General features: G+C 42.0%; 27 protein-coding genes. 24 read left to right on the top strand and 3 right to left on the bottom strand.

The features are described from left to right. Positions 1 to 27 precede the first annotated feature (27 nt). Both EJ103_RS12135 and fliS read right to left on the bottom strand, forming a co-directional pair. Positions 28 to 324 (bottom strand): hypothetical protein, encoded by a 297-nt coding sequence (locus EJ103_RS12135; protein WP_126007860.1) that lies wholly within the window; start codon positions 322 to 324, stop codon positions 28 to 30. A 4-nt stretch (positions 325 to 328) separates the two neighbouring features. After that, complete coding sequence (gene fliS / locus EJ103_RS12130) at positions 329 to 730, bottom strand: flagellar export chaperone FliS (RefSeq protein ID WP_024032327.1); 402 nt, start codon at positions 728 to 730, stop codon at positions 329 to 331. Between the two features lie 367 nt (positions 731 to 1097). On the opposite strand from fliS, the gene EJ103_RS12125 reads away from it, so the two are divergent. Further along, positions 1098 to 2534: a sigma-54 dependent transcriptional regulator gene (locus tag EJ103_RS12125; protein ID WP_126007858.1), complete on the top strand. Its 1437-nt coding sequence runs from the start codon at positions 1098 to 1100 to the stop codon at positions 2532 to 2534. A 130-nt stretch (positions 2535 to 2664) separates the two neighbouring features. On the opposite strand, the gene EJ103_RS12120 is transcribed toward EJ103_RS12125, so the two are convergent. After that, positions 2665 to 3252, bottom strand: coding sequence for a DNA-3-methyladenine glycosylase I (locus tag EJ103_RS12120; protein ID WP_126007856.1), 588 nt, complete (start codon positions 3250 to 3252; stop codon positions 2665 to 2667). A gap of 132 nt (positions 3253 to 3384) precedes the next feature. Between EJ103_RS12120 and EJ103_RS12115 the strand changes: the two genes are divergently transcribed. The 23 genes from EJ103_RS12115 to EJ103_RS12005 all read left to right on the top strand — a co-directional run bounded on the left by EJ103_RS12115 (position 3385) and on the right by EJ103_RS12005 (position 25858). Then, a complete protein-coding gene (locus EJ103_RS12115; RefSeq protein ID WP_126007854.1) occupies positions 3385 to 4497 on the top strand; it encodes an ATP-binding protein in 1113 nt (370 codons plus the stop codon). Then, a complete protein-coding gene (locus EJ103_RS12110; RefSeq protein ID WP_126007852.1) occupies positions 4494 to 5918 on the top strand; it encodes a sigma-54 dependent transcriptional regulator in 1425 nt (474 codons plus the stop codon). The genes EJ103_RS12115 and EJ103_RS12110 overlap by 4 nt, the downstream gene beginning before the upstream one ends. Positions 5919 to 6092: 174 nt before the next feature. Then, on the top strand, positions 6093 to 6425 hold the full coding sequence (gene fliE, locus EJ103_RS12105) for a flagellar hook-basal body complex protein FliE (RefSeq protein ID WP_004588289.1): 333 nt from the start codon (positions 6093 to 6095) through the stop codon (positions 6423 to 6425). A gap of 20 nt (positions 6426 to 6445) precedes the next feature. Beyond that, a complete protein-coding gene (fliF, locus tag EJ103_RS12100; protein ID WP_004588290.1) occupies positions 6446 to 8161 on the top strand; it encodes a flagellar basal-body MS-ring/collar protein FliF in 1716 nt (571 codons plus the stop codon). Beyond that, positions 8154 to 9194 carry a flagellar motor switch protein FliG gene (fliG, locus tag EJ103_RS12095; protein ID WP_004588291.1) on the top strand — a complete coding sequence of 347 codons (1041 nt, stop codon included), beginning with the start codon at positions 8154 to 8156 and terminating at the stop codon, positions 9192 to 9194. Before fliF ends, fliG begins: the two co-directional genes overlap by 8 nt. Positions 9195 to 9197: 3 nt before the next feature. Further along, positions 9198 to 10007 carry a flagellar assembly protein FliH gene (gene fliH / locus EJ103_RS12090; RefSeq protein WP_004588292.1) on the top strand — a complete coding sequence of 270 codons (810 nt, stop codon included), beginning with the start codon at positions 9198 to 9200 and terminating at the stop codon, positions 10005 to 10007. Between the two features lie 18 nt (positions 10008 to 10025). Further along, positions 10026 to 11360, top strand: a complete 1335-nt coding sequence (gene fliI / locus EJ103_RS12085) for a flagellar protein export ATPase FliI (RefSeq protein ID WP_054982998.1) — start codon at positions 10026 to 10028, stop codon at positions 11358 to 11360. Next, positions 11360 to 11806 (top strand): flagellar export protein FliJ, encoded by a 447-nt coding sequence (fliJ, locus tag EJ103_RS12080; RefSeq protein WP_126007850.1) that lies wholly within the window; start codon positions 11360 to 11362, stop codon positions 11804 to 11806. Before fliI ends, fliJ begins: the two co-directional genes overlap by 1 nt. 89 nt (positions 11807 to 11895) lie before the next feature. Beyond that, positions 11896 to 13785: a flagellar hook-length control protein FliK gene (locus EJ103_RS12075; protein ID WP_126007847.1), complete on the top strand. Its 1890-nt coding sequence runs from the start codon at positions 11896 to 11898 to the stop codon at positions 13783 to 13785. Positions 13786 to 13842: 57 nt separating this feature from the next. After that, entirely contained in the window at positions 13843 to 14376 is a 534-nt protein-coding gene (fliL, locus tag EJ103_RS12070; protein ID WP_126007846.1) for a flagellar basal body-associated protein FliL, read from the top strand. A gap of 9 nt (positions 14377 to 14385) precedes the next feature. Continuing rightward, on the top strand, positions 14386 to 15477 hold the full coding sequence (gene fliM / locus EJ103_RS12065) for a flagellar motor switch protein FliM (protein ID WP_004588297.1): 1092 nt from the start codon (positions 14386 to 14388) through the stop codon (positions 15475 to 15477). A gap of 20 nt (positions 15478 to 15497) precedes the next feature. Beyond that, positions 15498 to 15896, top strand: coding sequence for a flagellar motor switch protein FliN (gene fliN / locus EJ103_RS12060; protein ID WP_004588298.1), 399 nt, complete (start codon positions 15498 to 15500; stop codon positions 15894 to 15896). Continuing rightward, positions 15893 to 16276: a flagellar biosynthetic protein FliO gene (gene fliO, locus EJ103_RS12055; RefSeq protein WP_004588299.1), complete on the top strand. Its 384-nt coding sequence runs from the start codon at positions 15893 to 15895 to the stop codon at positions 16274 to 16276. Before fliN ends, fliO begins: the two co-directional genes overlap by 4 nt. 4 nt (positions 16277 to 16280) lie before the next feature. Next, positions 16281 to 17024: a flagellar type III secretion system pore protein FliP gene (fliP, locus tag EJ103_RS12050; protein ID WP_024032315.1), complete on the top strand. Its 744-nt coding sequence runs from the start codon at positions 16281 to 16283 to the stop codon at positions 17022 to 17024. 42 nt (positions 17025 to 17066) lie between these two features. After that, positions 17067 to 17336 carry a flagellar biosynthesis protein FliQ gene (gene fliQ / locus EJ103_RS12045; RefSeq protein WP_004588301.1) on the top strand — a complete coding sequence of 90 codons (270 nt, stop codon included), beginning with the start codon at positions 17067 to 17069 and terminating at the stop codon, positions 17334 to 17336. A 2-nt stretch (positions 17337 to 17338) separates the two neighbouring features. After that, a complete protein-coding gene (gene fliR / locus EJ103_RS12040) occupies positions 17339 to 18118 on the top strand; it encodes a flagellar biosynthetic protein FliR (protein ID WP_126007844.1) in 780 nt (259 codons plus the stop codon). A gap of 8 nt (positions 18119 to 18126) precedes the next feature. After that, positions 18127 to 19260, top strand: coding sequence for a flagellar biosynthesis protein FlhB (flhB, locus tag EJ103_RS12035; RefSeq protein ID WP_054983002.1), 1134 nt, complete (start codon positions 18127 to 18129; stop codon positions 19258 to 19260). Positions 19261 to 19450: 190 nt separating this feature from the next. Further along, a complete protein-coding gene (gene flhA / locus EJ103_RS12030; protein ID WP_024032312.1) occupies positions 19451 to 21562 on the top strand; it encodes a flagellar biosynthesis protein FlhA in 2112 nt (703 codons plus the stop codon). Positions 21563 to 21584: 22 nt separating this feature from the next. Next, positions 21585 to 23060, top strand: coding sequence for a flagellar biosynthesis protein FlhF (gene flhF, locus EJ103_RS12025; RefSeq protein WP_126007842.1), 1476 nt, complete (start codon positions 21585 to 21587; stop codon positions 23058 to 23060). Then, entirely contained in the window at positions 23053 to 23913 is an 861-nt protein-coding gene (locus EJ103_RS12020) for a MinD/ParA family protein (protein ID WP_054983003.1), read from the top strand. Before flhF ends, EJ103_RS12020 begins: the two co-directional genes overlap by 8 nt. 26 nt (positions 23914 to 23939) lie before the next feature. Next, positions 23940 to 24650: an RNA polymerase sigma factor FliA gene (locus tag EJ103_RS12015; RefSeq protein WP_024032309.1), complete on the top strand. Its 711-nt coding sequence runs from the start codon at positions 23940 to 23942 to the stop codon at positions 24648 to 24650. Between the two features lie 41 nt (positions 24651 to 24691). Next, entirely contained in the window at positions 24692 to 25075 is a 384-nt protein-coding gene (gene cheY / locus EJ103_RS12010) for a chemotaxis response regulator CheY (protein ID WP_004588308.1), read from the top strand. A gap of 15 nt (positions 25076 to 25090) precedes the next feature. Further along, a complete protein-coding gene (locus EJ103_RS12005) occupies positions 25091 to 25858 on the top strand; it encodes a protein phosphatase CheZ (protein ID WP_055015934.1) in 768 nt (255 codons plus the stop codon). The last annotated feature ends 11 nt before the right edge of the window (positions 25859 to 25869 follow it).

The following is a 25869-nucleotide window of genomic DNA, read 5'->3' as shown; positions in this document are numbered from 1 at the left end:
AGTAAGTTTAAAAGCTGCTAGAGGTAGCTAAACCGATTTATAAGCAGAGATTGCTTTACCTGTTTTTTTTTGCTTAATTATGGCTTCAGATGATTCATTTTTTACAGCATTTGCTTGTTTGCTAATATTGTTGATATTGGCTTGCACAACCATAAGTTGCTCGGCGGTAGGCGGGTTATCGCTTTCGCACCAGCGTTTAAGCTCACTATTTAAAGTATCCATAATAGGAGTGGCGTCATCAGCTTTGTTGCTTTGCACTAATACTTCAATTTTGCTGAGCAATTGATTAATATGCTCAGCTTTGCTTGTTTCCTCTAAAGCCATAAGCTTATACCGCAGGAGTACGCTGATCGACAGGAATGCTATCCCAACCTTCTTTTATTTCTTTAATAATGCCAGCTACTTCAGAAATAATCTCAATGTCATTGTCAACATTTGCTTGCACCAAGCGCCTTTGGCAGTAGTCATAAAGCGCTAATAAATTATTTGATATACTCGGGTCTTGTTCCACTTCTAAATTAAGCGCGTCTTGTAATGCACCCAAGAGTAAAATACAAGCAGAGATGTTTTCGCCTTTTTTTTCTATTTCTTTGCGCTCAATAAACCCTTTAGTAGCAGCTAAGCGGCCAATTATGTTACTAAAAATAAGGTTAATTTGCTCATAGGGTGCCATTTCTGCAATGTTGCTGGCACGCACTTGAGAATATTTTTTTAATGAAACATGAGCCATGGAAAAATCCTAAATAAATATGTGAAATCGTCTATACGAAACAAAAGCAATATTAATGCCAAGCATATTGCGTTTATTTAGTTATCGGCATCGTTGCTTTCAACTTAAGTTAATTATAGTTTATATTTTTGACTAAAGTAATTTTATGCACTAAGTAAAAAACAATGCATGGCATTAGCTTTAAGTATTAAATAACAAAACAACACTTAAGTTTTAATCATTAAGTATTATTGTTTTTAACGTACTGTCTGTTCTGTCTGTTTTTTGGCGTTTATGTCAAAAAACCGCCGCTATTACTTGCATCCATTCAGATCTCGCTTACAATTTAGCTAATATAATAAATTAGTGAAATTATGGCTCGCTAACTATGATCTTGATTTTAGATAATAATAATAACCGTGCAATAGGATTGAATGCATCACTTACCTTTATTGGGGAAGCTGTGAAGTTACTTGACGAAAGTGATTTTGAGCAAGTATCTAGTAAGTATCAACAACAAGAATGCATTGTTATTTTAGGTGCATTGCAAGGCTTAGATCATGAAAGCTTAATTAAGCGTTTTCCAACCCTGCCTTTTTTACTGATTGGTGAAACACTCAAGCCCTTATTAAGTATTGCTAATGTGGTGGGCTTAATTTGTGAGCCGTTTAATCACGAAGTAACCACACAGTTATTACACGACTGCCAACAGTACCAACGTATGTTGCCTGGTAGCCACAAGCAGCATAAACCACACAAAACATTTGATGGTTTAGTTGGCGAAACCGATGCTGTTAAAAACGTACGCTTTTTAATTGAGCAGGTGGCTAAAACCGATGCAAACGTGCTTATTTTAGGTGAGTCGGGTACAGGTAAAGAGGTGGTTGCGCGTAACGTCCATTTATTATCTAAACGCAATACTGGGCCGTTTGTACCAGTAAACTGTGGTGCTATTCCTGGAGAGTTGCTAGAAAGCGAGTTATTCGGCCATGAAAAAGGGGCGTTTACCGGCGCTATTTCTGCACGTAAAGGGCGGTTTGAATTAGCGCAAGGCGGTACGCTGTTTTTAGATGAAATTGGTGATATGCCACTGCAAATGCAAGTTAAGCTACTTCGCGTATTACAAGAGCGTAGCTACGAGCGTGTAGGTGGCACTAAAGCGATTCAAGCAGATGTACGAGTGATTGCAGCTACCCACCGTAACCTTGAGGAAATGATTGAAAAGGGCAGCTTTAGGGAAGATTTATATTACCGTTTAAATGTGTTTCCTATTGAAAACCCGTCTCTTAATGAGCGTGCTGACGACATACCTTTATTACTTAAAGAGTTAATGCGCCGTGTTAATGAGCAAAGCGGTACGTCGGCAAAATTTACGGAGCGCGCGGTTGAGAGCCTCAAAGAACATGCATGGCCTGGTAATATCCGAGAGCTTGCTAATTTAGTGGAACGTATGGTGATTATGTTCCCTGAAAAGGTGGTTGATGTTCCCGATTTACCAAATAAATACCGTTATATTGAGGTAGACGCTTACGAGCCAGAATACCCTGAAGAACTACTTGAAAAAGATGCCTTTAACGATATTTTTAGTACTGGCTTTAGCGATTATGACAACGAGCCAGAACCTGAATTTAACCACGCTGGCTCAGGCGTATTACCAGAAGAGGGCATTGAGCTTAAAGATTATTTAGCCGAACTTGAAATAAGCTTAATTACCCAAGCGTTAGAGCGTTTTGATTACGTTGTTGCTCGCGCTGCAGAAATATTAGGTGTAAGGCGTACAACGCTTGTCGAAAAAATGAAAAAGTACAATCTATCGCGAGATTAGCCAAACGTAGCAAGTGCCGAACCATTATGAATTACCGAGTTTGGCTGTATTAATCTTTTGCTTACAGCTTACAGCTTACAGCTTACAGCTTACAGCTTACAGCTTACAGCTTACAGCTTACAGCTTACAGCTAATAACTTTTAATTATCTCGGCTCTTCTAAAACAATCATTACTATGATCGTTAACCATGCCACAGGCCTGCATATGTGCGTATACCGTTGTAGGGCCCAAAAATTTAAAACCTCGTTTTTTTAAATCTTTTGCAAACGCTTTTGATTCCTCGGTCATTGCAGGGGCGTCTTCAACACTATTTACATTATTAATAATTGGTTTATTGCCCACAAATTGCCATTGGTAATGGCTAAAGCTGCCAAATTCTTTTTGAATCTCAATAAACCGTTGAGCATTATTAACTGTGGCAGTAATTTTTAAGCGATTACGCACTATGCTCTCATCTTGCATTAGTCGCTCAATGTCATCGGCTGTAAAGTTAGCCACTTTTTGCACATTAAAATTAGCAAATGCTTTTTTATAGCCAGCGCGCTTTTTTAAAATAGTGTACCAACTTAAGCCCGCTTGTGCCGATTCTAGCGTGATAAATTCAAATAATTTCGTATCGTCATAAAGGGGCACTCCCCATTCTTCATCATGGTATTTCACGTAATCAGGCTTTGTGGCATCAAGCCATGCACAACGGCATTTATTTTGCTCACTCATTATTATTCCTTTTAGTGTGCGTCATTTTTTTGTTACGCGTTATTGTAAGGTAACTAAATGAAAAATATATAAAATAATATTGGTATAAATTGTGCATTTAGCCCTGTATCTACATCATTAAGAGATTTGATTATGGCCCTTGCAAGTGTACTTAAACCACAGTTTATTACTGCAAAACAGTATAACCCATGTTTACTTCAAGAAGAGTACATTGGCGAATTAAGTGATTTAAGACAGCAAGCAAGTTGGCTGTCGCACTTAGTTGATACCATGCCAGCGGGTGTTGTTGTGCTTGATGGCAAAGGGCTTATTGCAAAAGCCAATCAAATCGCAATTGATATGCTAGGCGAACCGCTAGAAGGGGAGAAGTGGTTTAATATTATTCAACGCTCTTTTCGCCCTCACCAAGATGATGGGCATGAAGTGTCGCTCAAAGATGGTCGTCTTATAAAACTTGATATTACTGCACTTGCGCCAGAGCCAGGACAGTTAATATTAATGACAGATTTAACCGAAACGCGCCGTTTACAAAAGCGCGTTGCCCATATGCAGCGCTTAAGTGCGCTTGGTAAAATGGTGGCATCGCTGGCACACCAAGTGCGCACGCCACTTTCGGCCGCTATGTTATATGCCGCAAATTTAGGCTCAAAAAAACTGCCTGAGTCATCGCGTGATAACTTTCAAACCAAGCTTATGTCGCGTTTAAAAGATTTAGAAACCCAAGTTAACGATATGCTGCTTTTTGCTAAAAGTGGTGAGCAGCAAGTGGTTGAGCAAGTGTCTATGCAGCAGCTTTTAAACGAAGTAAAACTAGGTGCTGATGCAATGGTGGCCTTAAATAACAGTGAACTTGCCGTTGAGCTACCAGAGCCAGATATAGAAATCACCGGTAATAAAACCGCACTGGCCAGCGCTATTCAAAACCTTATTCACAATAGTATTCAAATTATTGGCAGCCAAGCAAAGGTGACATTAAAAGCGCAGCGCGATAGCAGCGAACCTGACACCGTACGTATTAGCGTTTGCGATAATGGCCCTGGGGTAGAGCTGAGCCAAATAGAGAAAATTTTTGAACCGTTTTATACCACAAAAAGCCAAGGTACAGGGCTTGGGCTTGCTGTTGTAAGTTCTGTGGCAAATGCGCATCAAGGACGTGTTGAAGTGGTTAATAATGCCAATGGTGGTGCATGTTTTAGTTTATTGCTGCCCATATGCACGGCCTCAACGCAGGAGAAAACAGCATGAGCAATACTATATTAGTAGTTGAAGATGATGCAGGCTTAAGAGAAGCACTCATAGACACGTTAGAGATGTCGGGTATTGCCTGTGTTGCAGCCGATAGTGCTGAGCAAGCCATGATCCAATTAAAAAAATCTGAGTTTTCATTAGTGGTCAGCGACGTGCAAATGGGCGCGATGAGCGGCCTAGATTTACTTAGAAGCATTAAGCTTAACTACCCAGATCTCCCCGTATTAATGATGACTGCCTATGCAACGATTGATGATGCAGTAGAGGCAATGCGCTTAGGCGCAATTGATTATATGGCTAAACCCTTTGCCCCTGAGGTGCTTTTAAATATGGTTAGTCGCTATTTACCCGAAAAACCTAAAGACACTGATGGCCCAATCGTAGCCGATCCTAGTAGCATTCAACTATTAGAGCTAGCAAGTAAAGTAGCGCGCTCAGATGCAAGCGTTATGGTACTTGGCCCTAGCGGCTCAGGTAAAGAGGTATTAGCGCGATATATTCACGATAAGTCAAACCGATGCGATGCGCCTTTTGTGGCAATAAATTGTGCGGCTATTCCCGAAAATATGCTTGAGGCCACTTTATTTGGCTACGAAAAAGGCGCGTTTACTGGTGCAATACAGGCATGCCCAGGTAAATTTGAGCAAGCCCAGGGCGGCACCATATTACTTGATGAAATAACCGAAATGGATTTAGGGCTTCAAGCTAAGCTATTACGGGTATTGCAAGAGCGTGAAGTTGAGCGTTTAGGTGCCCGTAAAACAATTTCACTCGACGTAAGAGTACTCGCCACCAGTAACCGCGACCTAAAAGAAGCCGTTGCAGATAACCAATTTAGAGAAGACTTATATTATCGCTTAAATGTATTTCCCCTAATGTGGCGACCGCTCTGTGAGCGCCCAGGGGATATAATTGTATTGGCTAAGCATTTAATAGAGCGCCATTTAGTTAAAAGTAAAGAGCCGCTAGCAACGCTTGATAGTGCCGCTGAGCAAAAATTACTAAGCCATGCATGGCCTGGTAATGTACGCGAGCTTGATAATGTAATTCAACGTGCGCTTATTTTGCGAACGGGCAATGTAATTGGCGAACAGGCCATTTTTATTGAAAACTTAATGCAAGCGCCAATTAACAGTACGCCTACACAGGAGATAGCGCCTGAACAAGCGAACACTCCCAGTGGCGCGTATTATGATGACAAAATAACGCCTGCAGAAGCGAGTAGCTCACTGCCTAGTGTTGATACTGGCAGCTATAAAGATGAGCTAAAAGATAAAGAGCATAAAATAATATTAGAGACCCTAGCGCGCTGCCAAGGCAAACGTAAAGATGTTGCACAAACACTTGGGATCAGTCCGCGTACTTTACGTTATAAACTAGCGCAAATGCGCGACTTAGGTATTTCACTTCCCGCTTAAACTTAGCTAGTCCCACCTTAAATAACCCTAAACTAACTTTGCTTAGTTTAGGGTTGTCAAATCTCTGACTCATCTAAATTAAAGTTAACCTGTTGTAATAAAAGGTTTATTTATATGGCACAGTTTGTGCTTTATAACTACTATGAACGTTAACTGCATTTGCCAGAGAAAATTATGAAAATTCAAAACAGCGCGCTATTTCAAGAAATGCAATCAATGGCTTTAGAAGCAGGCCATACAAATCAAATCAATAAGCTACCTACTCAAGCTCAGCCAACATCGTCTGCTCAATTTGGTGACTTACTAAGTGATGCATTAAACACGGTTAATGGCTTACAACAAGATGCCAAACAAAAAGTAGTGGCTGTTGAAATGGGTGATAGAAGTGTATCGCTTGCTGAGGCAATGATTGCCTCACAAAAATCGTCAGTGGCATTTGAGGCTACAGTACAAGTAAGAAATAAACTTGTTGAGTCATACCAAGAAATTATGAACATGCCTGTTTAAGTAGGTAGTGGAGAATTATTGTGGCGCAATCTAATCAATCAACAGATCTTGCTCTTGCTGGTGGCGGTATTGACCAAAGCGAAGATAACGAGCAACAAGAACAAAAGTCGGGCTACTTAAGCGCCTTAAATGGTGTTGATGTGCTTCGCCAAGTTACCCTTATTATTGCGCTGGCTATTTGTTTAGCTATTGCCATATTTGTGATTATTTGGGCACGTCAGCCAGACATGCGTCCGCTGGGTAAAATGCCAACAGAAGAGCTGATCCAAACCCTTGATTTTTTAGATGCACAAAAAATTGACTACGAACTAGACGGCAACGTAATTTCGGTTGATGAAAGCGAGTATCAAAACATTAAATTGCTGATGGCCCGTGAAGGCCTAGAGCAAGGTCCTACTTCAGGCACCGACATCATAATGCAAGATATGGGCTTTGGTGTTAGCCAACGATTAGAGCGTGAACGCTTAAAACACGGCCGCGAACAACAACTTGCCCGCACCATAGAAGAATTAAACAACGTAACACGCGCTAAAGTTTTATTAGCCATTCCAAAAGAAAACGTATTTGCACGTAGAGAGAAAAAGCCATCAGCCACAGTGGTATTGACTCTTAAGCGCGGCAGAATGCTTGATGGCGAAGAAATTGACTCAGTGGTTGATATGATTGCCTCTGCAGTACAAGGGCTTGAGCCTTCACGTGTTACGGTAACAGATCAAAATGGTCGCTTACTTAATTCAGGTTCACAAGATTCATTAGCAGCACGCTCTCGTAAAGAGTACGACATTGAAAGAAAGCGTGAGCAAGAGTATTTAGAGAAAATAGACAGTATTCTTATTCCTGTAGTCGGCTTGGGTAACTACACGGCGCAAGTTGATTTAAACATGGACTTTAGCTCAGTAGAAGAAACACAAAAGCGCTACAATCCAGACTTACCAGCAGTAAGAAGCGAAACCACATTTGAAGAGAACAACATTGGTGGCTTAGCGGTAGGTATTCCTGGGGCACTCACTAATCAACCACCTATGAATTCAACTATTCCAGAAGTGGCAGGTCAAGGTAATGCTGGTACAGCAACGAACCCAAGCCGAGTGCATAAAGAGGCTACACGTAACTTTGAGCTAGACACCACCATTTCGCATAAGCGCCAACAAACAGGGGTTATTCGCAGAATTAGCGTCTCGGTTGCCGTTGATTATGTGCCAAAAGTAGGTGAAAACGGCGAAACAACCATGGCGCCGCGCTCGGTAGAGGCTTTGTCAAATATACGTCGCCTATTACAAGGTGGGGTAGGTTTTGATATGCAACGCGGCGATGCATTAGAGGTGGTAACCGTGCCATTTGTACGCGAAGCAGTTGATTTAGATTTAGAAGTACCGCTGTGGGAGCAGGACTGGTTTATGAAAATCGTCCGCTTAGTACTGGGTGCTTTGGTTATTATTGTGCTTATTATGGCAGTTGTTAAGCCTATGCTTAAACGCTTAATATACCCAGATGATACGCTCGAAGAGTACGATGAAGATGCATTAAGCTCAGGGGTTGATATTGGCGATAGCACGCTAGATATGCTAAATAAAGACTTTGATTCTGCTTCTGTAGGCTTCTCAAGCGATGGTACACTACAGCTGCCAGATTTACATGGCGACGAAGATTTGCTTAAAGCGGTAAGAGCACTTGTAGCGAACGAACCTGAACTATCATCACAAGTAGTGAAAGCGTGGTTAACAGAAGATGACTGATCAAGAACAAAAACAACTCCCGCCAGCGTTTGATGTTGACAAGTTAGATGGCGTAGATAAAGCCGCGATTCTTTTATTGAGCTTATCTGAAGAGGACGCAGCGCAAATACTTAAACACTTAGAGCCTAAGCAAGTGCAAAAAGTGGGTATGGCAATGGCTGCGCTAGATGACTTGTCACAATCTAAAATAAGCGCAGTTCACAATTTATTTATAGAACAAATACAAAGCTTTAGTACAATTGGCTTCCAGTCAGAAGACTTTATTAAAAAGGCGCTTACCGCCGCATTAGGTGAAGATAAAGCAGCTAGTTTAATAGACCAAATTGTAATGGGCTCGGGCGCTAAAGGCTTAGATTCACTTAAATGGATGGACTCAAAGCAAGTTGCCAATATTATTCGTAATGAGCACCCGCAAATTCAAACTATTGTTTTATCGTATTTAGAGCCTGAGCAATCGGCAGAAATCCTAGCGCAATTTCCTGAAAAAGTGCGCCTAGATTTAACTATGCGTATTGCGAACCTTGAAGAAGTGCAACCTGCAGCATTGCAAGAACTTAACGAAATTATGGAAAAACAATTTGCCGGCCAAGCAGGCGCACAAGCCGCTAAAATGGGTGGCTTAAAAGCCGCGGCAGATATAATGAACTACCTAGATACAAATGTAGAAGGGCAGTTGATGGATTCTATTCGTGAACACGATGAAGAAATGTCTCAGCAAATTCAAGATCTTATGTTTGTGTTTGAAAACCTTATGGATGTGGATGACCGCGGTATTCAAGCCATATTGCGTGAAGTACAGCAAGACGTACTAATGAAAGCAATTAAAGGGACTGACGAAGCGCTTAAAGATAAAATTTTGGGTAATATGTCTAAACGTGCTGCCGAAATGCTTGCCGATGACTTAGAAGCAATGGCACCGGTTAGAATAAGTGAAGTAGAAGCTGCCCAAAAAGAAGTGCTTTCAACAGCAAGGCGTCTATCTGACTCGGGTGAGATTCAGTTAGGCGGCGGCGGTGGCGAGGAGTTCCTGTAAGCTATGTCTAAATTAAAAGGTCGCCCTTTACATGCAGATGAAGCTGATGAGCTTTTAAAAAACTGGCCAATACCTGATGTTGCTCCTGATGAGCGTAGTTTTGGCAATCGTTCAACGGCTTTTGGCACACCACTTTCTGATTTGTATAAAAAAGAAGTTGAAGAAGAAGCAGTAGAAGACACTCAGCCGCAAGAGCCTGAACTGCCTTCGTTAACTATGGCTGAGCTTGAGCGCATTAGGCAAGATGCTTATGAGGAAGGCTTAAAGCAAGGGCACGAACAAGGCTACATAGATGGCTTTGAAAAAGGGGTTGGTGAGGGCAAAGAAGCAGGTTACAAAGAAGGCGTAGAGCTTGGTAAAACACAAGGCCAAGAAGACGTTAAGCCGTTAATAGAAGAGCAGTTAACCAGCTTGCGTAGCATAATCAACAACCTCAGCGCTCCGCTTGATAAAGTGGACGAACTGGCAGAAAAGCACTTAGTGCAATTAGCGGTTATGTTGGCAGAAGCTATAACCTATCAAGAAATTAAAACATCGCCCGATGTTATTTTACATACGCTTAAAAAAAGCATAGATGCATTAAATACTGAGCAAGAAAAAGTTCGTGTGCACTTAAACCCAGACGATCTAGAACTGGTAAAGCAAAGCTATGGTGAGCAAACTATTGCAGATAATAATTGGCAACTAATTGCAGAACCCACACTCGAGCGCGGCGGTTGCGAAGTTAAAACGCCACAATCGTCTTTAGATATGACCTTAAAAACCCGTGTCAAAGAAACGTTGGATAGCTTTTTGCATAATAGCGGTATCTAATCTTTTTTGTGGCGTGTTATGGCAGCTCAACGTGCACCTCTAAGCGAACGCTTAAATCAATACCAACAACATATTGCAGCGTTTAAACCTGCTGTAGCGGGTATTTTAACCCGAGTAGTCGGTTTAACCCTTGAGGCGAAAGGGCTACGTGCGCCTGTAGGCAGCCAATGCAAAATAGAAACTATGTCAGGGTTTGTAGATGCTGAGGTGGTGGGCTTTAGTGAGCAAACCCTTTACTTAATGCCTAATGACCACATTTCCGGTGTGTTACCCGGTGCGCGTGTTATTCCACAAGTAAATGATACCGGCTTGCCCGTTGGTATGAGCCTACTGGGCCGTGTTGTAGATGGCTTAGGTCGTCCGCTTGACGGCCTGGGAAAAATTAACGCCGAACACTATTTAAAGTTTGCACAAAACCCCATAAACCCCCTCGCTAGAAGACCAATCAGCCAACCTATGGATGTAGGTGTACGGGCTATTAACTCAGTTATTACTGTAGGGCAAGGCCAGCGTATGGGTTTGTTTGCAGGCTCTGGTGTTGGTAAATCGGTCCTCTTAGGTATGATGACCCGCGGCAGTGAAGCCGATGTTATTGTGGTTGGCCTAGTGGGTGAGCGTGGCCGTGAGGTAAAAGAATTTATTGAAGAGATACTCGGTGTAGAAGGGCGCAAACGCTCTGTTGTGGTAGCTGCTCCTGCTGATGCATCGCCCCTTATGCGCTTAAAAGGCTGTGAAAGCGCGGTGACCATTGCTGAGTACTTTCGTGATCAAGGTTTAAACGTATTGTTATTGCTTGATTCAGTAACCCGTTACGCCATGGCGCAACGCGAAATAGCCCTAGCGGTTGGCGAACCTCCTGCAACAAAAGGGTATCCGCCTTCTGTATTTGCTAAATTACCGGCGCTGGTGGAGCGGGCGGGTAATGGCGGCGAAGGGCAAGGGTCTATCACTGCGTTTTTTACAGTGCTTAGTGAGGGCGATGATATGCAAGACCCAATAGCCGATGCTGCACGTGCTATTTTAGATGGGCATATTGTACTTTCTCGAGATTTAGCCGATAGCGGTCATTATCCCGCGATAGATATCGAAAAATCAATTTCTCGTGTTATGCCGCAAGTGGTGTCTGAGCCTCATATGCAGCAGGCCCGCGTATTAAAACAAGTGTATTCAATGTATCAGCAAAATAAAGATATGATCACCTTAGGTGCGTATCAAAAAGGGGCTGACCAAATGCTTGATCAAGCTATAAATATGATGCCGCGCGTCAATGCGTTTTTACAGCAAGGTATGCGTGATGTAATAAGTTACGACGATGGTTTACACGGCCTAGCCCAATTACTAGGACAAGCATAATGGCAAAAAATAAGCTCGATTTACTGCTTAAGCTCGAAAACGACAAAGAAGAAAATCTGCGCATGAGCTACTTACAAGCCAATCAAAATTTACAATCTAACCAACAAAAGCTGCAAGGGTTAAATAACTTTAGATTAGAATACTCTCAGCAATTACATGTGAAAGGAAAGTCCGGTTTATCAAGCGCGGGCTTTGGCCAGTACCATGCCTTTATAGCAAAAATTGAAGAAGCGATTCGTCAGCAAGCCAGTACGGTAAATACCGCTAAGCAAGTTGTAACACAGCGTAAAGCTTTGTGGTTAAAGCAGCAGGTAAAAGCAAAAGCCGTAGCAAAATTAATTGAAAAACAAAACCTAAAAGCAGCGGCGTTAATGGCAAAGAGTGAGCAAAAAATGCTGGACGAGTTTTCTGCTAATCAATTTTTTCAGCGCCGTAAAAGTTTATAACTTTGGCGCGTTTATTGCTTTGTTGGTAGGTGGTAATTAATTTTGGCAAAGTGCGGTGGCAACTTGCCGCAGTGCTGTGTAGGTGAATTATGGCAATAAACGATATTTCAATGTTGGCAACAGCTGAAAAAGACTCTTTTTTAGCATTTAAAGACAATAACTTACCTGCAGGTAACGAATCTGGTAATGCTTTTTTAAGCCAGCTACAAGATGCAGACAAACCCTTTGTCTTGCCTGCTAATTCTGAGGCTCCTAGCCAAACAGGCTCTTTATTGCCAACAGATGATAAGCAGCTAGCCAATAGCAAAAAACCGACAGCTTCATCAAGTGATGACACGCAAGATACGTTATTATCTGGCGACAGCGTTTTAGCACAAATAAACTCCTCGCAAGTGATTGATGTAAGTGTAAAAACACACGGCAGTAGCGATAATGATTTTAGCGATTTAAGTGCAAAAAAGAGTGATAAAAGTATCAGCTTTTTAGCTTCGCAACTAGGTGAAACTGATGAGGCCGATGCCATAACGACTAAAGCCGATGATACTCTTTTAGCTGATAATAATAGCAACGGCAAAAAAAGCGCGTTTACGAGCGCCGAGCTAGAAGTTAAAGCAGCTAAGCAAAGCACTGGAGAAAATTTAGCCCCTTCTTTAAAAAATGAAGGTAAAGGTGCTGAGAATACAAAAGCGCCAGGCACTGCGTTAAATGCTGAAGGTGCGCTGCCTATAAGCGATGCAGACATAGAGCAATTAGCCAAAGACCTGACTCGTTCATCTACGCAATCAGAGCTTTCAACTACATCTAAAGTACTCAACTCATTAAGCGAAGCGCAACGTGCACAATTAAACGAGCACGTTAAAAGCTCATTTACTGAAACCACGCCAAGTGAAGGTGATGATCGTGCAAGCTCCGTTAAACAATTACTGACAGAATTTGTCGTACAAAACGAAAAAGAGACAAGCACGCGCGGTGAGCTAGTTCAATCTCAGTTAAAAAACTTAAATAGCGATGAAAAGCAGGCGCTACTTAGCCAATTGAAAAGCTATGTGAGTAACGAGCAACCAACAGGTGATACACTCAAAAAAGTAAATGAAACAATAAGCAACTTACAAACTATGCTTGATACGCAGCTTAGTGAGAGCAAAGCGCAAAGTGTGTCGAGCTCTGCAAATATGGCTTTAAATGCGCAGCAAGCCAGTAATGCTGCAATGAATGCGAATACACCGCAAAATAAAGCCATGATTAATGCTGAAGCATCCTCTAGTATTGAGCAAGACGGTGTAAATCCAGAAGAGTTAAACGCCCTAGAGGCCGAGCAGGAAAGCTTACTTAAAGAGCCTAAAAAAAATACTGGTTTATCGCGTGTAGCTCAGGTGTTTACGTTGATAACCGATGGCATTAATAACACGCAGGCACAAATAAATACTCAGTATGACAACGCTCGTTATGAGCAGTCTATTTTAGAGAGCCAAGCTATACAGTCGCAGCAATTACAAAGCAGCACCGCGCAGGTTAAGCAGGTAAATATAGATGCAAGTATGATGCAGGCTATTAATATTGTTAAAAGTGATGCAGCTAAAATGCTTCAAGAGCGTGTATCTTCAATGCTAAGCATTAGCAATAAAGAAGCTGAAATTCGCTTAGATCCGCCAGAAATGGGCAGTATGCAAATTCGTATCAGAAGTGATGCTGAACAAGCACAAATAAATTTTGTAGTGCAAAACCAGCAAGCTAAAGAAGCACTTGAACAATCAATGCCGCGCTTACGTGAAATGTTAGCCGAGCAGGGAATTGATTTAGGTGAAAGTACGATTTCTTACGGGCAATCTGGTAATGAGCAAAGCGATGAAGGCGAGGGGCAATCACAAGGTCAAACGGCTAATAAAAATACACAGCAGGATAAAAATGATGAGCAAGATGGAGCTAACCCACAAAGTTCTCGACAACAAACTTCATCATCAATAGATTACTATGCCTAAGTACTGCTATTATAATAACTAAAACAAGCAAGTACCTTTGCTAAAAAAGGAATCACAATGGCCGAAGAAATAAGTTTAGAAATAGAAGAAACCGGTAAAAGCAAAAAAAAGCTGATCATAATCATAGTGGCAGTACTGCTTGTTGTTGGCGGTGGTGCAGGCTATTTTTTTATGGCGGGCGATGATGCACCCGTTGAAACATTAGATGAAGAAACAACAACTGCAGCGCAAAGCGACTCGGCTACACCTTCAGGCTCTTCAGCCGAAATGGGCAGTGCCTTGTATGTTGCTATGCCAAGACCCTTTGTGTTTAATGTACCTGGGTCAAGCAGAGATAGAATTGTACAAATAAAAGTGCAATTACTTGTGCGTGGCGATGTAAATGAAGAAACCGCTAAAAAGCACATCCCACTGATTGAAGGCACCTTATTAAGCGTGTTTTCAACCACCACAGCTGATGAGCTCAGCACCAGTGCAGGCAAAGAAACATTACGCTTTACTGCGCTTGAAAAAGTGCAAGCTGCGCTAAATGATGTTGAAGGCACTAAAGTAATTGAGCGGGTATTGTTTACCGGCTTTGTGATGCAATAAGGGGCTAGCGTGAGCGATTTATTATCCCAAGACGAAATTGATGCACTCTTACACGGCGTTGATGAAGTCGAAGAGGAAGATATACACGAAGGTGAAGACGGCGAAGGCAGTACATTACAGTATGACTTTTCTTCGCAAGATCGGATCGTGCGTGGTCGCATGCCGACCCTGGAAATTGTTAACGAGCGGTTTGCTCGTCATATGCGAATAAGCTTATTTAACATGATGCGCCGCACCGCAGAGGTGTCGATTAATGGCGTACAAATGATTAAATTTGGCGAATACATTCATACCTTATTTGTACCAACAAGTTTAAATATGGTGCGTTTTAGACCGCTAAAAGGCACTGGCCTTATCACCATGGAAGCACGTTTAGTGTTTATTTTGGTAGATAACTTTTTTGGTGGTGACGGGCGTTACCATGCCAAAATTGAAGGCCGCGAATTTACCCCTACCGAACGTCGAATCGTGCAAATGCTACTAAAAATTATCTTTGAAGATTACAAAGAAGCATGGGCACCGGTTATGGACGTGTCGTTTGAATACCTCGATTCAGAAGTAAACCCAGCAATGGCTAACATTGTGAGCCCTACTGAGGTTGTGGTTATTAGCTCTTTTCATATTGAATTAGATGGCGGTGGCGGCGATTTTCATATTGCTCTGCCGTATTCAATGCTTGAACCCATTAGAGAGCTATTAGATGCGGGTGTACAATCGGATACAGAAGACACCGATTTGCGCTGGAGCAAAGCTTTACGCGATGAAATTATGGACGTTGAGGTTGATATGTCGACTCAACTTCTTGAGGTGGATTTGTCTCTTAAACAAATAATGGAACTCAAAGCGGGCGATATTATACCGGTAGAAATGCCAGAGCATATTACGGTATTTGTTGAGGAGTTACCTACATTTAGAGCTAAAATGGGTCGTTCTCGCGATAACGTTGCGCTACAAATTAGTGAAAAAATTAAACGCCCTGATTCAGTTAAATCTGAGCTGCATGTATTTACCAAAGGCGGCAAGAAAATTGATTCAGATGCAGAATTAGCAGAACTAGAAGATGATTTACACCTTTCTGACGGTGTAGACTTAGACTGGTAATTGATTAAAAGGTTAAAAGTATGAGCGATGATCAAGACACAATGGACGAATGGGCAGCAGCCTTAGCTGAAGCCGAAGGCGGTGATGAGAGCGCCGAAGCGCATGTAGCAGAGCTTGATGAACTAAGTGATGCTAAACATGAACTTAGCGGTGACGAAAAGCGTAAACTCGATACAATTTTAGATATTCCTGTGACCATTTCTATGGAAGTAGGGCGCTCTAAAATAAATATTCGTAACTTACTGCAGCTAAACCAAGGCTCTGTTGTTGAACTAGACCGTGTAGCCGGTGAACCACTGGATGTATTAGTAAATGGTACGCTCATTGCCCATGGCGAAGTGGTTGTAGTGAATGATAAATTTGGTATTCGTTTAACGGATGTTATTAGCCAGGTAGAGCGGATCAAAAAATTACGATGAGCTCCCTTGCTGCTTTAACAAACTCAGTATTTACAAAGGCAGAAACGTTAACACCTACGGCCGACATTTTGTCTATGGTGTTGTCGTTGGTTGCGGTGCTAGTACTGATTGTAGTGCTGGCATTTTTTGTTAAAAAACTTAACCCAAATTTAGCTAATAGCGAAGAATTTAAAGTGGTACGAAGCTTACCGCTTGGCTCTCGAGAGCGCTTAATGGTGGTTGAAATAGATAATGCACAGCATTTATTAGGGGTCACCCCGCACAGTATTAACTACTTACATAAATTAGACACGCCGTTAAGTGAAAAAGAACTGCCAGAACTTGCTAAGCGATTTAGCAAACTACTAAACCCGCAAACGAATCAAAATAAAAAGAATTAACCCTATGATAAAGTGGCTGCTGATTATTTTAGCTGTGTTATTTGTACCTGCTGCAAGCAGTGCAGAGGGCATAGACGCTCTAACCATTACAACCAATGCCGACGGGACGCAAGATTACTCTGTAACCTTGCAAGTACTGGCAATTATGACGGCGCTGAGCTTTATTCCTGCCGCCATAATTATGATGACTTCGTTTACCCGTATTATTGTTGTACTGGCCATTTTGCGCCAAGCCATTGGTTTACAATCAACACCTTCAAACCAAGTTTTATTAGGGATGTCGCTTTTTTTAAGTATTTTTATTATGGCGCCTATTTATCAGCAAGTTAACGAGCGCGCGATAGAACCCTATTTAAATGAACAAGTTACATCGGTACAAGCATTAGAGCTTGCAAAGGAGCCCATGAAGGCCTTTATGCTCTCGCAGGTACGATTAAAAGACTTAGAAACGTTTGCCAAAATAGCAGGTTATGACCAGCTTGACTCGCCAGAGGCCACACCGCTTATTGTGTTAATACCTGCATTTGTGACCAGTGAACTACAAACCGCCTTTATTATTGGTTTTATGTTTTTTATACCGTTTTTAATTGTGGATTTAGTGGTTGCCTCGGTATTAATGGCCATGGGTATGATGATGCTCTCGCCCATGATAGTGTCCTTGCCTTTTAAAATAATGTTATTTGTACTGGTCGATGGCTGGAGCCTAGTAATGGGCACGTTAGCTAAAAGCTTTGGACTAGGTACATAAACCATGTTTTACATTCGCACTTTTAAACATTAGGAGTACAACATGGAACCAGAAATTTTTGTTGATATTCTTAGCGATGCACTGTTTTTAGTTATTAAGCTGGTATCAGCTATTGTGGTACCTGGTTTACTTGTTGGTTTAGTGGTGGCGGTGTTCCAAGCGGCAACCTCAATTAATGAACAAACCCTAAGTTTTTTACCGCGCTTATTAATTACCATTGGGGCACTTATTGTAGGTGGGCATTGGCTTACTCAAGAGCTAATGGACTTTTTTACCCGCCTAGTTTTACTCATTCCTGAAATTGCAGGCTAATTGTGGAATTTCCTTTTTCTGTTGTTATTCAATGGTTAAGTGATTTTTTACTGCCTTTAGTTCGCATCAGCTCTATGATCATGATTATGGCGGGCTTAGGCGCGCAAAACGTACCTACGCGCATTAAAATGGGGTTGGCGGTAGTGGTAACGTTTTTAGTGGTGCCAGCGCTGCCTCCTGCAACATTTACTAATTTATTTTCTTTTGAAATGGTGCTGGTGGTTATTCAGCAAATGTTGATAGGCGTTGCGATAGGGTTTGCTTCTACGCTAATGCTAAATACCTTTGTGCTTGCTGGGCAAATACTGGCAATGCAAACCGGTTTGGGCTTTGCCTCTGTTATAGACCCTTCAAATGGTGCGAGCGTGCCTGCAGTTGGCCAGTTTTACTTAATTTTAGCGACCTTGTTATTTTTTGTTTTTAATGGCCATTTAATGATGATTCAAATGGTGGTGCATAGTTTTTCGGTGTTGCCTATAAACGGCCAGTGGTCGGCTGTTGATCATTACTGGGACATAGTAACGTGGGGCAGCTGGATGTTTACCACTGCATTGGTATTGGCTTTAGCCCCCCTTACGGCCATGCTCATTATTAATATTTCATTTGGTATTATGACCCGCGCAGCACCGCAATTAAACATTTTCTCAATAGGTTTTCCGTTTACATTAGTTGCCGGTTTAATGATTATTTGGGCTACCTTGGGTAATTTTGTAACCCAATTTGAGTTTCAGTGGTTAAAAATGATTGAGCTAATGTGTAGCCTTGTTGGCTGTACGGTGTAGGAGGGGCAATGGCTGAAGATTCAGGACAAGAAAAAACAGAAGAACCCACCTCCAAAAAGCTCGAAGATGCTAAAAAGAAAGGTCAAATAGCACGCTCAAAAGAGCTAGGGACTATGTTTGTACTTATTTTTTCTGCAATTTCGTTGCTGTTGTATGGGCCCGAAATAGGCAAAGGCTTATACAATATTATGGGCAGGATGCTGTCTTTAAATCGCAGTGAAACCTACGACACCACTAAAATGTTTGCGGTGTGGAGTGAGGTGGCCAGTGCGTTGCTGTTTCCTATGGCGATGTTTGTTTTAATTATTGTTATTGCAGCATTTATAGGAAATACCTTACTAGGCGGCTTTAATTTTAGTTGGGAAGCCGCGGCACCTAAACCCAGTAAAATGTCGCCAATGAAGGGCTTTAAACGTATGTTTGGCCCACAAGCAGCGATAGAGCTTGTAAAGTCTATATTAAAGTTTGCGCTGGTGGCTATTTTTGCGGTGTTTTTGATTCAAACTTTTTTTGATGAAATTTTGCATTTAAGTATTGAAAGCGCACCTAGTAATATAATACATGCCCTTGAAATACTCTCGTGGATGTTTTTAGGGTTGTCGTGCACCTTGGTGATTATTGCCGCAATAGATGCGCCTTATCAAAGTTATAACCACAACAAACAACTTAAAATGACCATGCAGGAGATCAAAGACGAGTACAAAAACTCAGAGGGTGATCCGCAAATTAAAGCGCGCATTAGGCAAACACAAAGGCAAATGTCGCAGCGAAGAATGATGCAAGATGTTCCCGATGCCGACGTAATTGTAACCAACCCTACTCACTATTCTGTGGCGCTAAAATACGATACTGAGCGAGCAGGTGCACCGATTGTACTTGCCAAAGGGATAGATGAAATGGCTATGCAAATTCGTAAAATAGCCAAAGGTAACGAAGTACCGATTGTAGAATCTCCTATGCTTACGCGGGCGCTTTATCATACTGCTGAAATAGGCCAACAGATCCCAGATCAGCTATTTACCGCTGTCGCTCAAGTTTTAGCCTATGTATTTCAGCTTAAACGGTTTAAAAAAGGGCGTGGTAAACGACCTATTCCGCTTAAGTCTAAACTGCCCATACCTGATGACTTCAAATACGATTAGAGTGTGTTGAGCTAACCACACTTTATAAATATCAACACGCCGCTGCAAATTCAAACCATAAAGCCCATACGCTCTTGTCTCTCACTTGCTTTAAATTTTGCATCAATACTCAATGAATCTATTGCTGACTCTATACTTGGAATAGTTATTGCAAATTCAGGCTAGTGTCAATTTATTGAATTGTAGAGTTATGGATTTTAAAGCGGTATTACAACAACTTAACAAAGATAAAAAAGAGTATGCCAAAGGTGTTGGCACACCGCTATTAGTACTTGCAGCGCTGGGTATGGTTATTTTACCGCTGCCGCCATTTCTTCTTGATATATTATTTTCATTTAATATTGCCCTTGCCTTAGTTGTTTTACTGGTGACTGTTTACACCATGAAACCCCTCGAATTTGGCATGTTTCCCGCGGTATTGTTAATCGCTACAATTATGCGTTTAGCCCTAAATGTTGCCAGTACACGCGTGGTGCTCCTTGAGGGTCACAACGGGGGCGATGCGGCTGGTAAGGTAATTGAAGCGTTTGGCTCAGTGGTTATTGGCGGAAACTACGCGGTAGGTTTAGTGGTGTTTTTAATTCTGATCATCATAAACTTTGTAGTAATAACCAAAGGTGCTGGGCGTATTTCTGAAGTATCGGCTCGTTTCACGTTAGATGCTATGCCGGGTAAGCAAATGGCGATAGATGCCGACTTAAACGCTGGCTTTATTAGTGCAGAGCAAGCACGTGAGCGCCGCAGTGAAGTAACCCGCGAAGCTGACTTTTACGGCTCTATGGATGGGGCGAGTAAGTTTGTAAAAGGCGATGCCATTGCCGGTATCGTGATATTAATTATTAATATTGTTGGCGGCTTATTTGTGGGCATGATCCAACACGACTTGAGCTTTAGCCGCGCAATGGAAGTATATACTTTACTTACCATTGGTGACGGCCTTGTGGCGCAGCTTCCTTCATTATTACTCTCTATTGGTACTGCTATTGTTGTTACTCGCCAAAACGAATCACATAATATGGGTGAACAATTTAAAGCCCAATTAGGTAACGAAAAATCATTATTTATCGCATCAGGTATTTTAATCATTATGGGGTTAGTTCCGGGTATGCCTCATATTGCTTTTTTAAGTTTAGGCGCACTACTTGGCTACTTAGCTTACTTTACTCAGCAGCAAAAATTAAAAGCCGCTGCTCTAGCAGCCCAAGAGGCTGAAAGTGGTGCCGTTGCCGGTACTGGCGTTGCAAACAAGCAAGAGCAAAAAGAGCTTGGATGGGACGATGTACAACAAATTGACGTTATTGGCTTAGAAGTTGGCTACAGGCTTATTCCGCTTGTTGACCAATCTCAAGGTGGTGAGCTGCTCAACCGAATTAAAGGGGTGCGTAAAAAGCTATCTCAGGAGCTTGGCTTTTTAGTACCGCCTGTACATATTCGCGATAACTTAGAGTTAGACCCTAATGCGTACCGTATTACCATGATGGGGGTTTCAAGTGGTGAAGGCGAACTCAAACATGGCGATGAACTGGCCATCAACCCAGGGCAAGTATTTGGCCCGATTAAAGGGGTTGAAACCAAAGACCCAGCATTTGGCCTAGATGCGGTGTGGATAAAGCCTGATCAAAAAGACGAAGCACAGTCACTAGGTTACACCGTGGTTGACTCAGCCACTGTGGTAGCCACCCATATTAGCCAGTTATTAACTAATAGTGCCGCATTATTACTAGGGCATGAGGAGGTTCAAAACCTGCTTGATATGTTAGCTAAAAGCCATCCACGTTTAGTAGAAGGGTTAGTGCCAGAAGTACTACCACTGACAACCGTTGTAAAAGTACTGCAAAATTTATTAAACGAAGGGGTGGCTATTCGTGATATGCGCTCTATTGTTCAAACCCTTGTAGAGTACGGCCCACGTAGCCAAGATGCCGATGTTTTAACAGCTGCAGTGCGTATTTCGCTGCGCCGTTTAATAGTTCAAGACGCTGTGGGAATGTCATCAGAAATCCCTGTCATAACCTTGGCGCCTGAGTTGGAACAGATGTTGCATCAGTCATTACAAAATGCAGGCGACGAAGGTGCCGGAATAGAACCAAGCCTTGCTGAGCGACTTCAAACATCATTAAACGAAGCGCATCAGAATCAAGAAATGGCCGGAGAACCTTCAATATTGCTAACGTCAGGAATGTTACGCACTGTGTTATCTCGCTTTGTTAAGTACACCATACCGGGTTTAAGGGTGATGTCTTATCAAGAGGTACCAGATGAAAGACAGATCAAGATTGTCAGCTCAGTAGGCCAACAATAAAGATTTTAACAGGGGTTGAACCATGAAGATTAAACGTTTTTTTGCCAAAGATATACGCACCGCACTGAAAGAAGTTAAAGATGAGCTAGGTGTTGATGCCGTTATTATGTCGAACAAAAAACTCGCTAATGGTGTAGAAATTGTTGCCGCAGTAGATTACGACAAAGCAGCCCCTAAAGCCGCAGCACAACCACAGGCAGCGCCTGCTCCGCAAAGAGCCGTGCAACAGCCTACTCATAACTTTGTAAAGCCAGAGCCTAAGCGTGCGCAACCTGAGCCACAAGCAAAAGTAGCTGATAGCTTACAAGCTTTATTAGAGCGTCAGTCGCCACGCCCTCGCTCTCCTGAGCTAGCCTCTATGTTTTCGCAATCAGGTATTGATACGTCTGAGCATTACCAAGAGCCAGCACAGCCACGTACGACAAATATGTTTGCTCGCGAAAATGAAGCGCCAAAACGCATGCAAACCCAAGCAGACAGCCTAGGCTTTGATGATTTAGATCAAGACTTTGACGATTTAGATGCGCCGGTTGCACCACGTAGCCAAACTAATAACAACGAAAGCGCCCAAATGAGCGCGATGCGTGATGAAATGAACGCAATTCGCCAGTTACTAGAACACCAAGTATCGGGTTTAATGCAGCAAGATATGGCACGTCGCGACCCTACACGTGCATGCATGATTGACCGTTTAGTTGGCATGGGAATAGATAAAGACGTTGCAGAGCAAATGGCGTGTTTTATCCCAGATGACGTATCGCGTCAGCAAGGTTGGAAAGCATTATTGCAAATGGTTGAAGATCAAATGCAAACCACCAATAACGAAATTCTTCGCCAAGGGGGTGTGTATGCCCTTGTTGGGCCTACTGGTGTAGGTAAAACAACCACAGTTGCTAAACTTGCCGCATTAGGCGCACAAAAGTATGGCGCCGACAAAGTTGCCCTAATCACAACTGATACATACAGAATTGGTGCGTATGAGCAGCTTGCAACGTATGGTCGTATTATTGGTTGTGGTGTTAAACAAGTAAAAGATGCCAATGAATTAGCTGAAGTTTTATATCATTTACGCAATAAGCGTCTAGTATTAATTGATACAGCGGGTATGAGCCAACGTGATTTACGCCTTACAGAGCAATTAAATACGTTAATGCGCAACCAGCGAGTAGATATACGTAGTTATTTAGTATTAAGTGCCACAGCACAAATAAATGTACTGCAAGAAACCGTAAGACATTTTAAAAAGGTTCAGCTAAGCGGTTGTATTTTCACTAAGTTAGATGAATCATTAAGTTTAGGTGAGATTATTAGTATAGCGATTCAAAATCGTCTTCCAATAGGGTATCTTACTAATGGTCAGCGTGTACCAGAAGATATTCGCGTTGCAAATGCTGAAAAACTAGTAAAAAAAGCTGAGCAATTGTATTTAAAAAGAGCAAAAGCACAACATTCAAGGCACCAAGCAGTGGCGCCAAGCACAGTAGGGATGTATGATTAACACAGTATTAGATCAAGCAAGCGGCCTGCGCAAAATGAGTCAAAACAACAACAACGGCGTAAAAGTTATCGCTGTCACCGGCGGTAAAGGAGGGGTGGGTAAAACCAACGTCTCTTTAAATACTGCTATTGCTTTAGGGCAGCAGGGTAATCGTGTATTAGTATTAGATGCCGATTTAGGCCTAGCTAATTGTGATGTAATGCTAGGACTACGTGTTGAAAAAAACTTATCTCATGTCCTTTCAGGCGAGTGCGAACTTGACGAGATTTTAGTTGAAGGCCCAGGCGGTATTAAAATCGTGCCTGCTACATCAGGCTCGCAAAGTATGGTGGAGCTAACCCCATCTGAGCATGCTGGGTTAATTCGTGCCTTTAGTGAGCTTAATACCGAATTTGATATTTTAATTGTAGATACCGCCGCTGGTATTTCTGACATGGTGCTGAGTTTTTCTCGTGCAGCGCAAGATGTCATGGTGGTGGTGTGTGATGAGCCGACCTCTATTACTGATGCCTACGCGCTTATTAAAGTACTTAGCCGCGAGCATGGCGTTTATAAATTTAAAATTGTTGCAAACATGGTGCGCAGTATGCGCGAGGGCCAAGAGCTTTTTGCAAAGCTCTCTAAAGTAACAGACCGCTTTTTAGATGTGTCTATGGAGCTTGTTGCGACTATTCCATATGATGAAAATATGCGTAAATCTACGCGTAAACAAAAAGTAATTGTCGATCTTTTCCCTAATTCACCAGCAGCAGTCGCGTTTAAAACATTAGCGACAAAAGCAGTAAAATGGCCTATACCTAATCAACCTTCAGGACATTTAGAGTTTTTCATTGAGAAGCTAGTAAACGGCTGATTATGACAACATCGGTGAAAAGAGCTATGGGATATCAATCAACACAAAATTTAAATGTGATTGTTGAAAAGCACGCGTCGCTTGTCAAAAAAGTGGCGTGCCATTTAATAGCTCGTCTTCCTCCTAGCGTTCAGCTTGATGACTTAATCCAATCGGGAATGATTGGCCTTATCGAGGCCTCAAAAAACTTTGACGCCAGTAAAGGGGCAAGCTTTGAAACGTTTGCTGGTATTCGTATTCGCGGCGCTATGCTTGATGAAATGCGCAGAGGGGATTGGGCACCACGTTCGGTACACCGCAAAAGCCGATTAGTAGCCGAAACCATCACAGAATTAGAAAATAGCTTAAATAGAGAACCAAAAGATACTGAAGTAGCTGAAAAACTTGATATTTCGCTAGAAGAATACCATCATATTTTAAATGATGTTAATTCCAGTAAAGTGCTTGGTATAGAAGACCTAGGGGTAGATGAAGATGTTATTAGCCCTGCAGGTCAAGATTTAGCGCTAGACAAACCATTTAATAATGTTAAAAATGAACGGTTTAATAATTCATTGTTAGAGGCAATAAAGTCTTTACCAGAGCGAGATGCAATGGTGCTTTCTTTGTATTACAACGATGAAATGAATTTAAAAGAAATTGGGCATATACTCGATGTAAGTGAATCGCGTGTAAGTCAGATACATGGTCAGGCGATGATTAAGCTCAAAGCAAAAATCAATGACTGGATAAACTAGTAGTAAGTAAATTATAGGTTAAGACCTCACCGGAGGATGTTTTGGATAAAAACATGAAAATTCTTGTTGTTGATGATTTCTCTACAATGAGACGTATTATAAAAAATCTGTTGCGTGACCTAGGGTTCACGAATGTTCAAGAAGCTGACGATGGTTCTACAGCATTACCTATGTTGCAAAATCAGGTTTTTGACTTTGTTGTAACCGATTGGAACATGCCAGGCATGCAGGGTATTGACTTGCTAAGAGCCATTAGAGCTGACGAAAAATTAAAACATATTCCGGTTTTAATGGTGACGGCAGAAGCTAAAAAAGAACAAATAATAGCGGCAGCGCAAGCAGGTGTTAATGGCTATATTGTTAAGCCATTTACTGCTGGTACTTTGAAAACTAAATTAGAAAAAGTGTTTGAACGCTTAGGTTAATGAGAGGAGAGGCTTATGTCAGCACCAGCTGCGCCTCAAATTACTTTAGAACAAGCTCGTCAGCTCGTCGTTTTTTTAGAAAACGGTGAGCAAGATAAAGCAGATCAATTAATTTTAGATACTGCCTCTCAAGAGCAATCGCAGCTTTTTGCTGAAGTAGGTAAGTTAACACGCCAATTACACGAAGCCCTTAAAAGCTTTGAACTTGATACGCGTTTAACCGATTTAACCACTGATGCAATACCGGATGCGAAAAAGCGCTTAAACTATGTCATGGAAATGACAGAAAATGCAGCTAATAAGACAATGGATGCGGTCGAAGCAAGCCTTCCTATTGCGCAGCAGCTAGCAGATGAAATTGCACATATTAAGCCTACTTGGGATAGGCTTATGAACCGCGAAATAGAGCTGGGCGAGTTTAAAACCTTATGCCACAGCATCGACAAGTTTATGAACAGCTCTCATCATAAAACCGATGAGTTGCAAACTTTAATGACCAATGTACTAATGGCGCAGGATTTTCAAGATTTAACCGGCCAGGTTATCCGCCGTGTAATTGAATTAGTCAGAGAAGTAGAAGAAAGTTTAATCCACCTTTTAACAGCATTTGCTGCACAAGATGACAGCATTGTTGAAAGTAAAGAACAACAAGAAACAGAAGAACTGGTTGCCGCACAAACATTAGCAGGTCCTGAAGGCCCTATTATTGATAAAGAGTCGCGAAATGATGTTGTATCTGACCAAGACGAGGTCGATGACCTATTATCAAGTTTGGGCTTCTAAGAGGAGAGTAA

This window comes from Pseudoalteromonas sp. Xi13 (assembly GCF_003952205.1).
GTDB lineage: Bacteria > Pseudomonadota > Gammaproteobacteria > Enterobacterales > Alteromonadaceae > Pseudoalteromonas > Pseudoalteromonas atlantica.
This window is presented reverse-complemented; position numbering and strand designations above follow the sequence as displayed.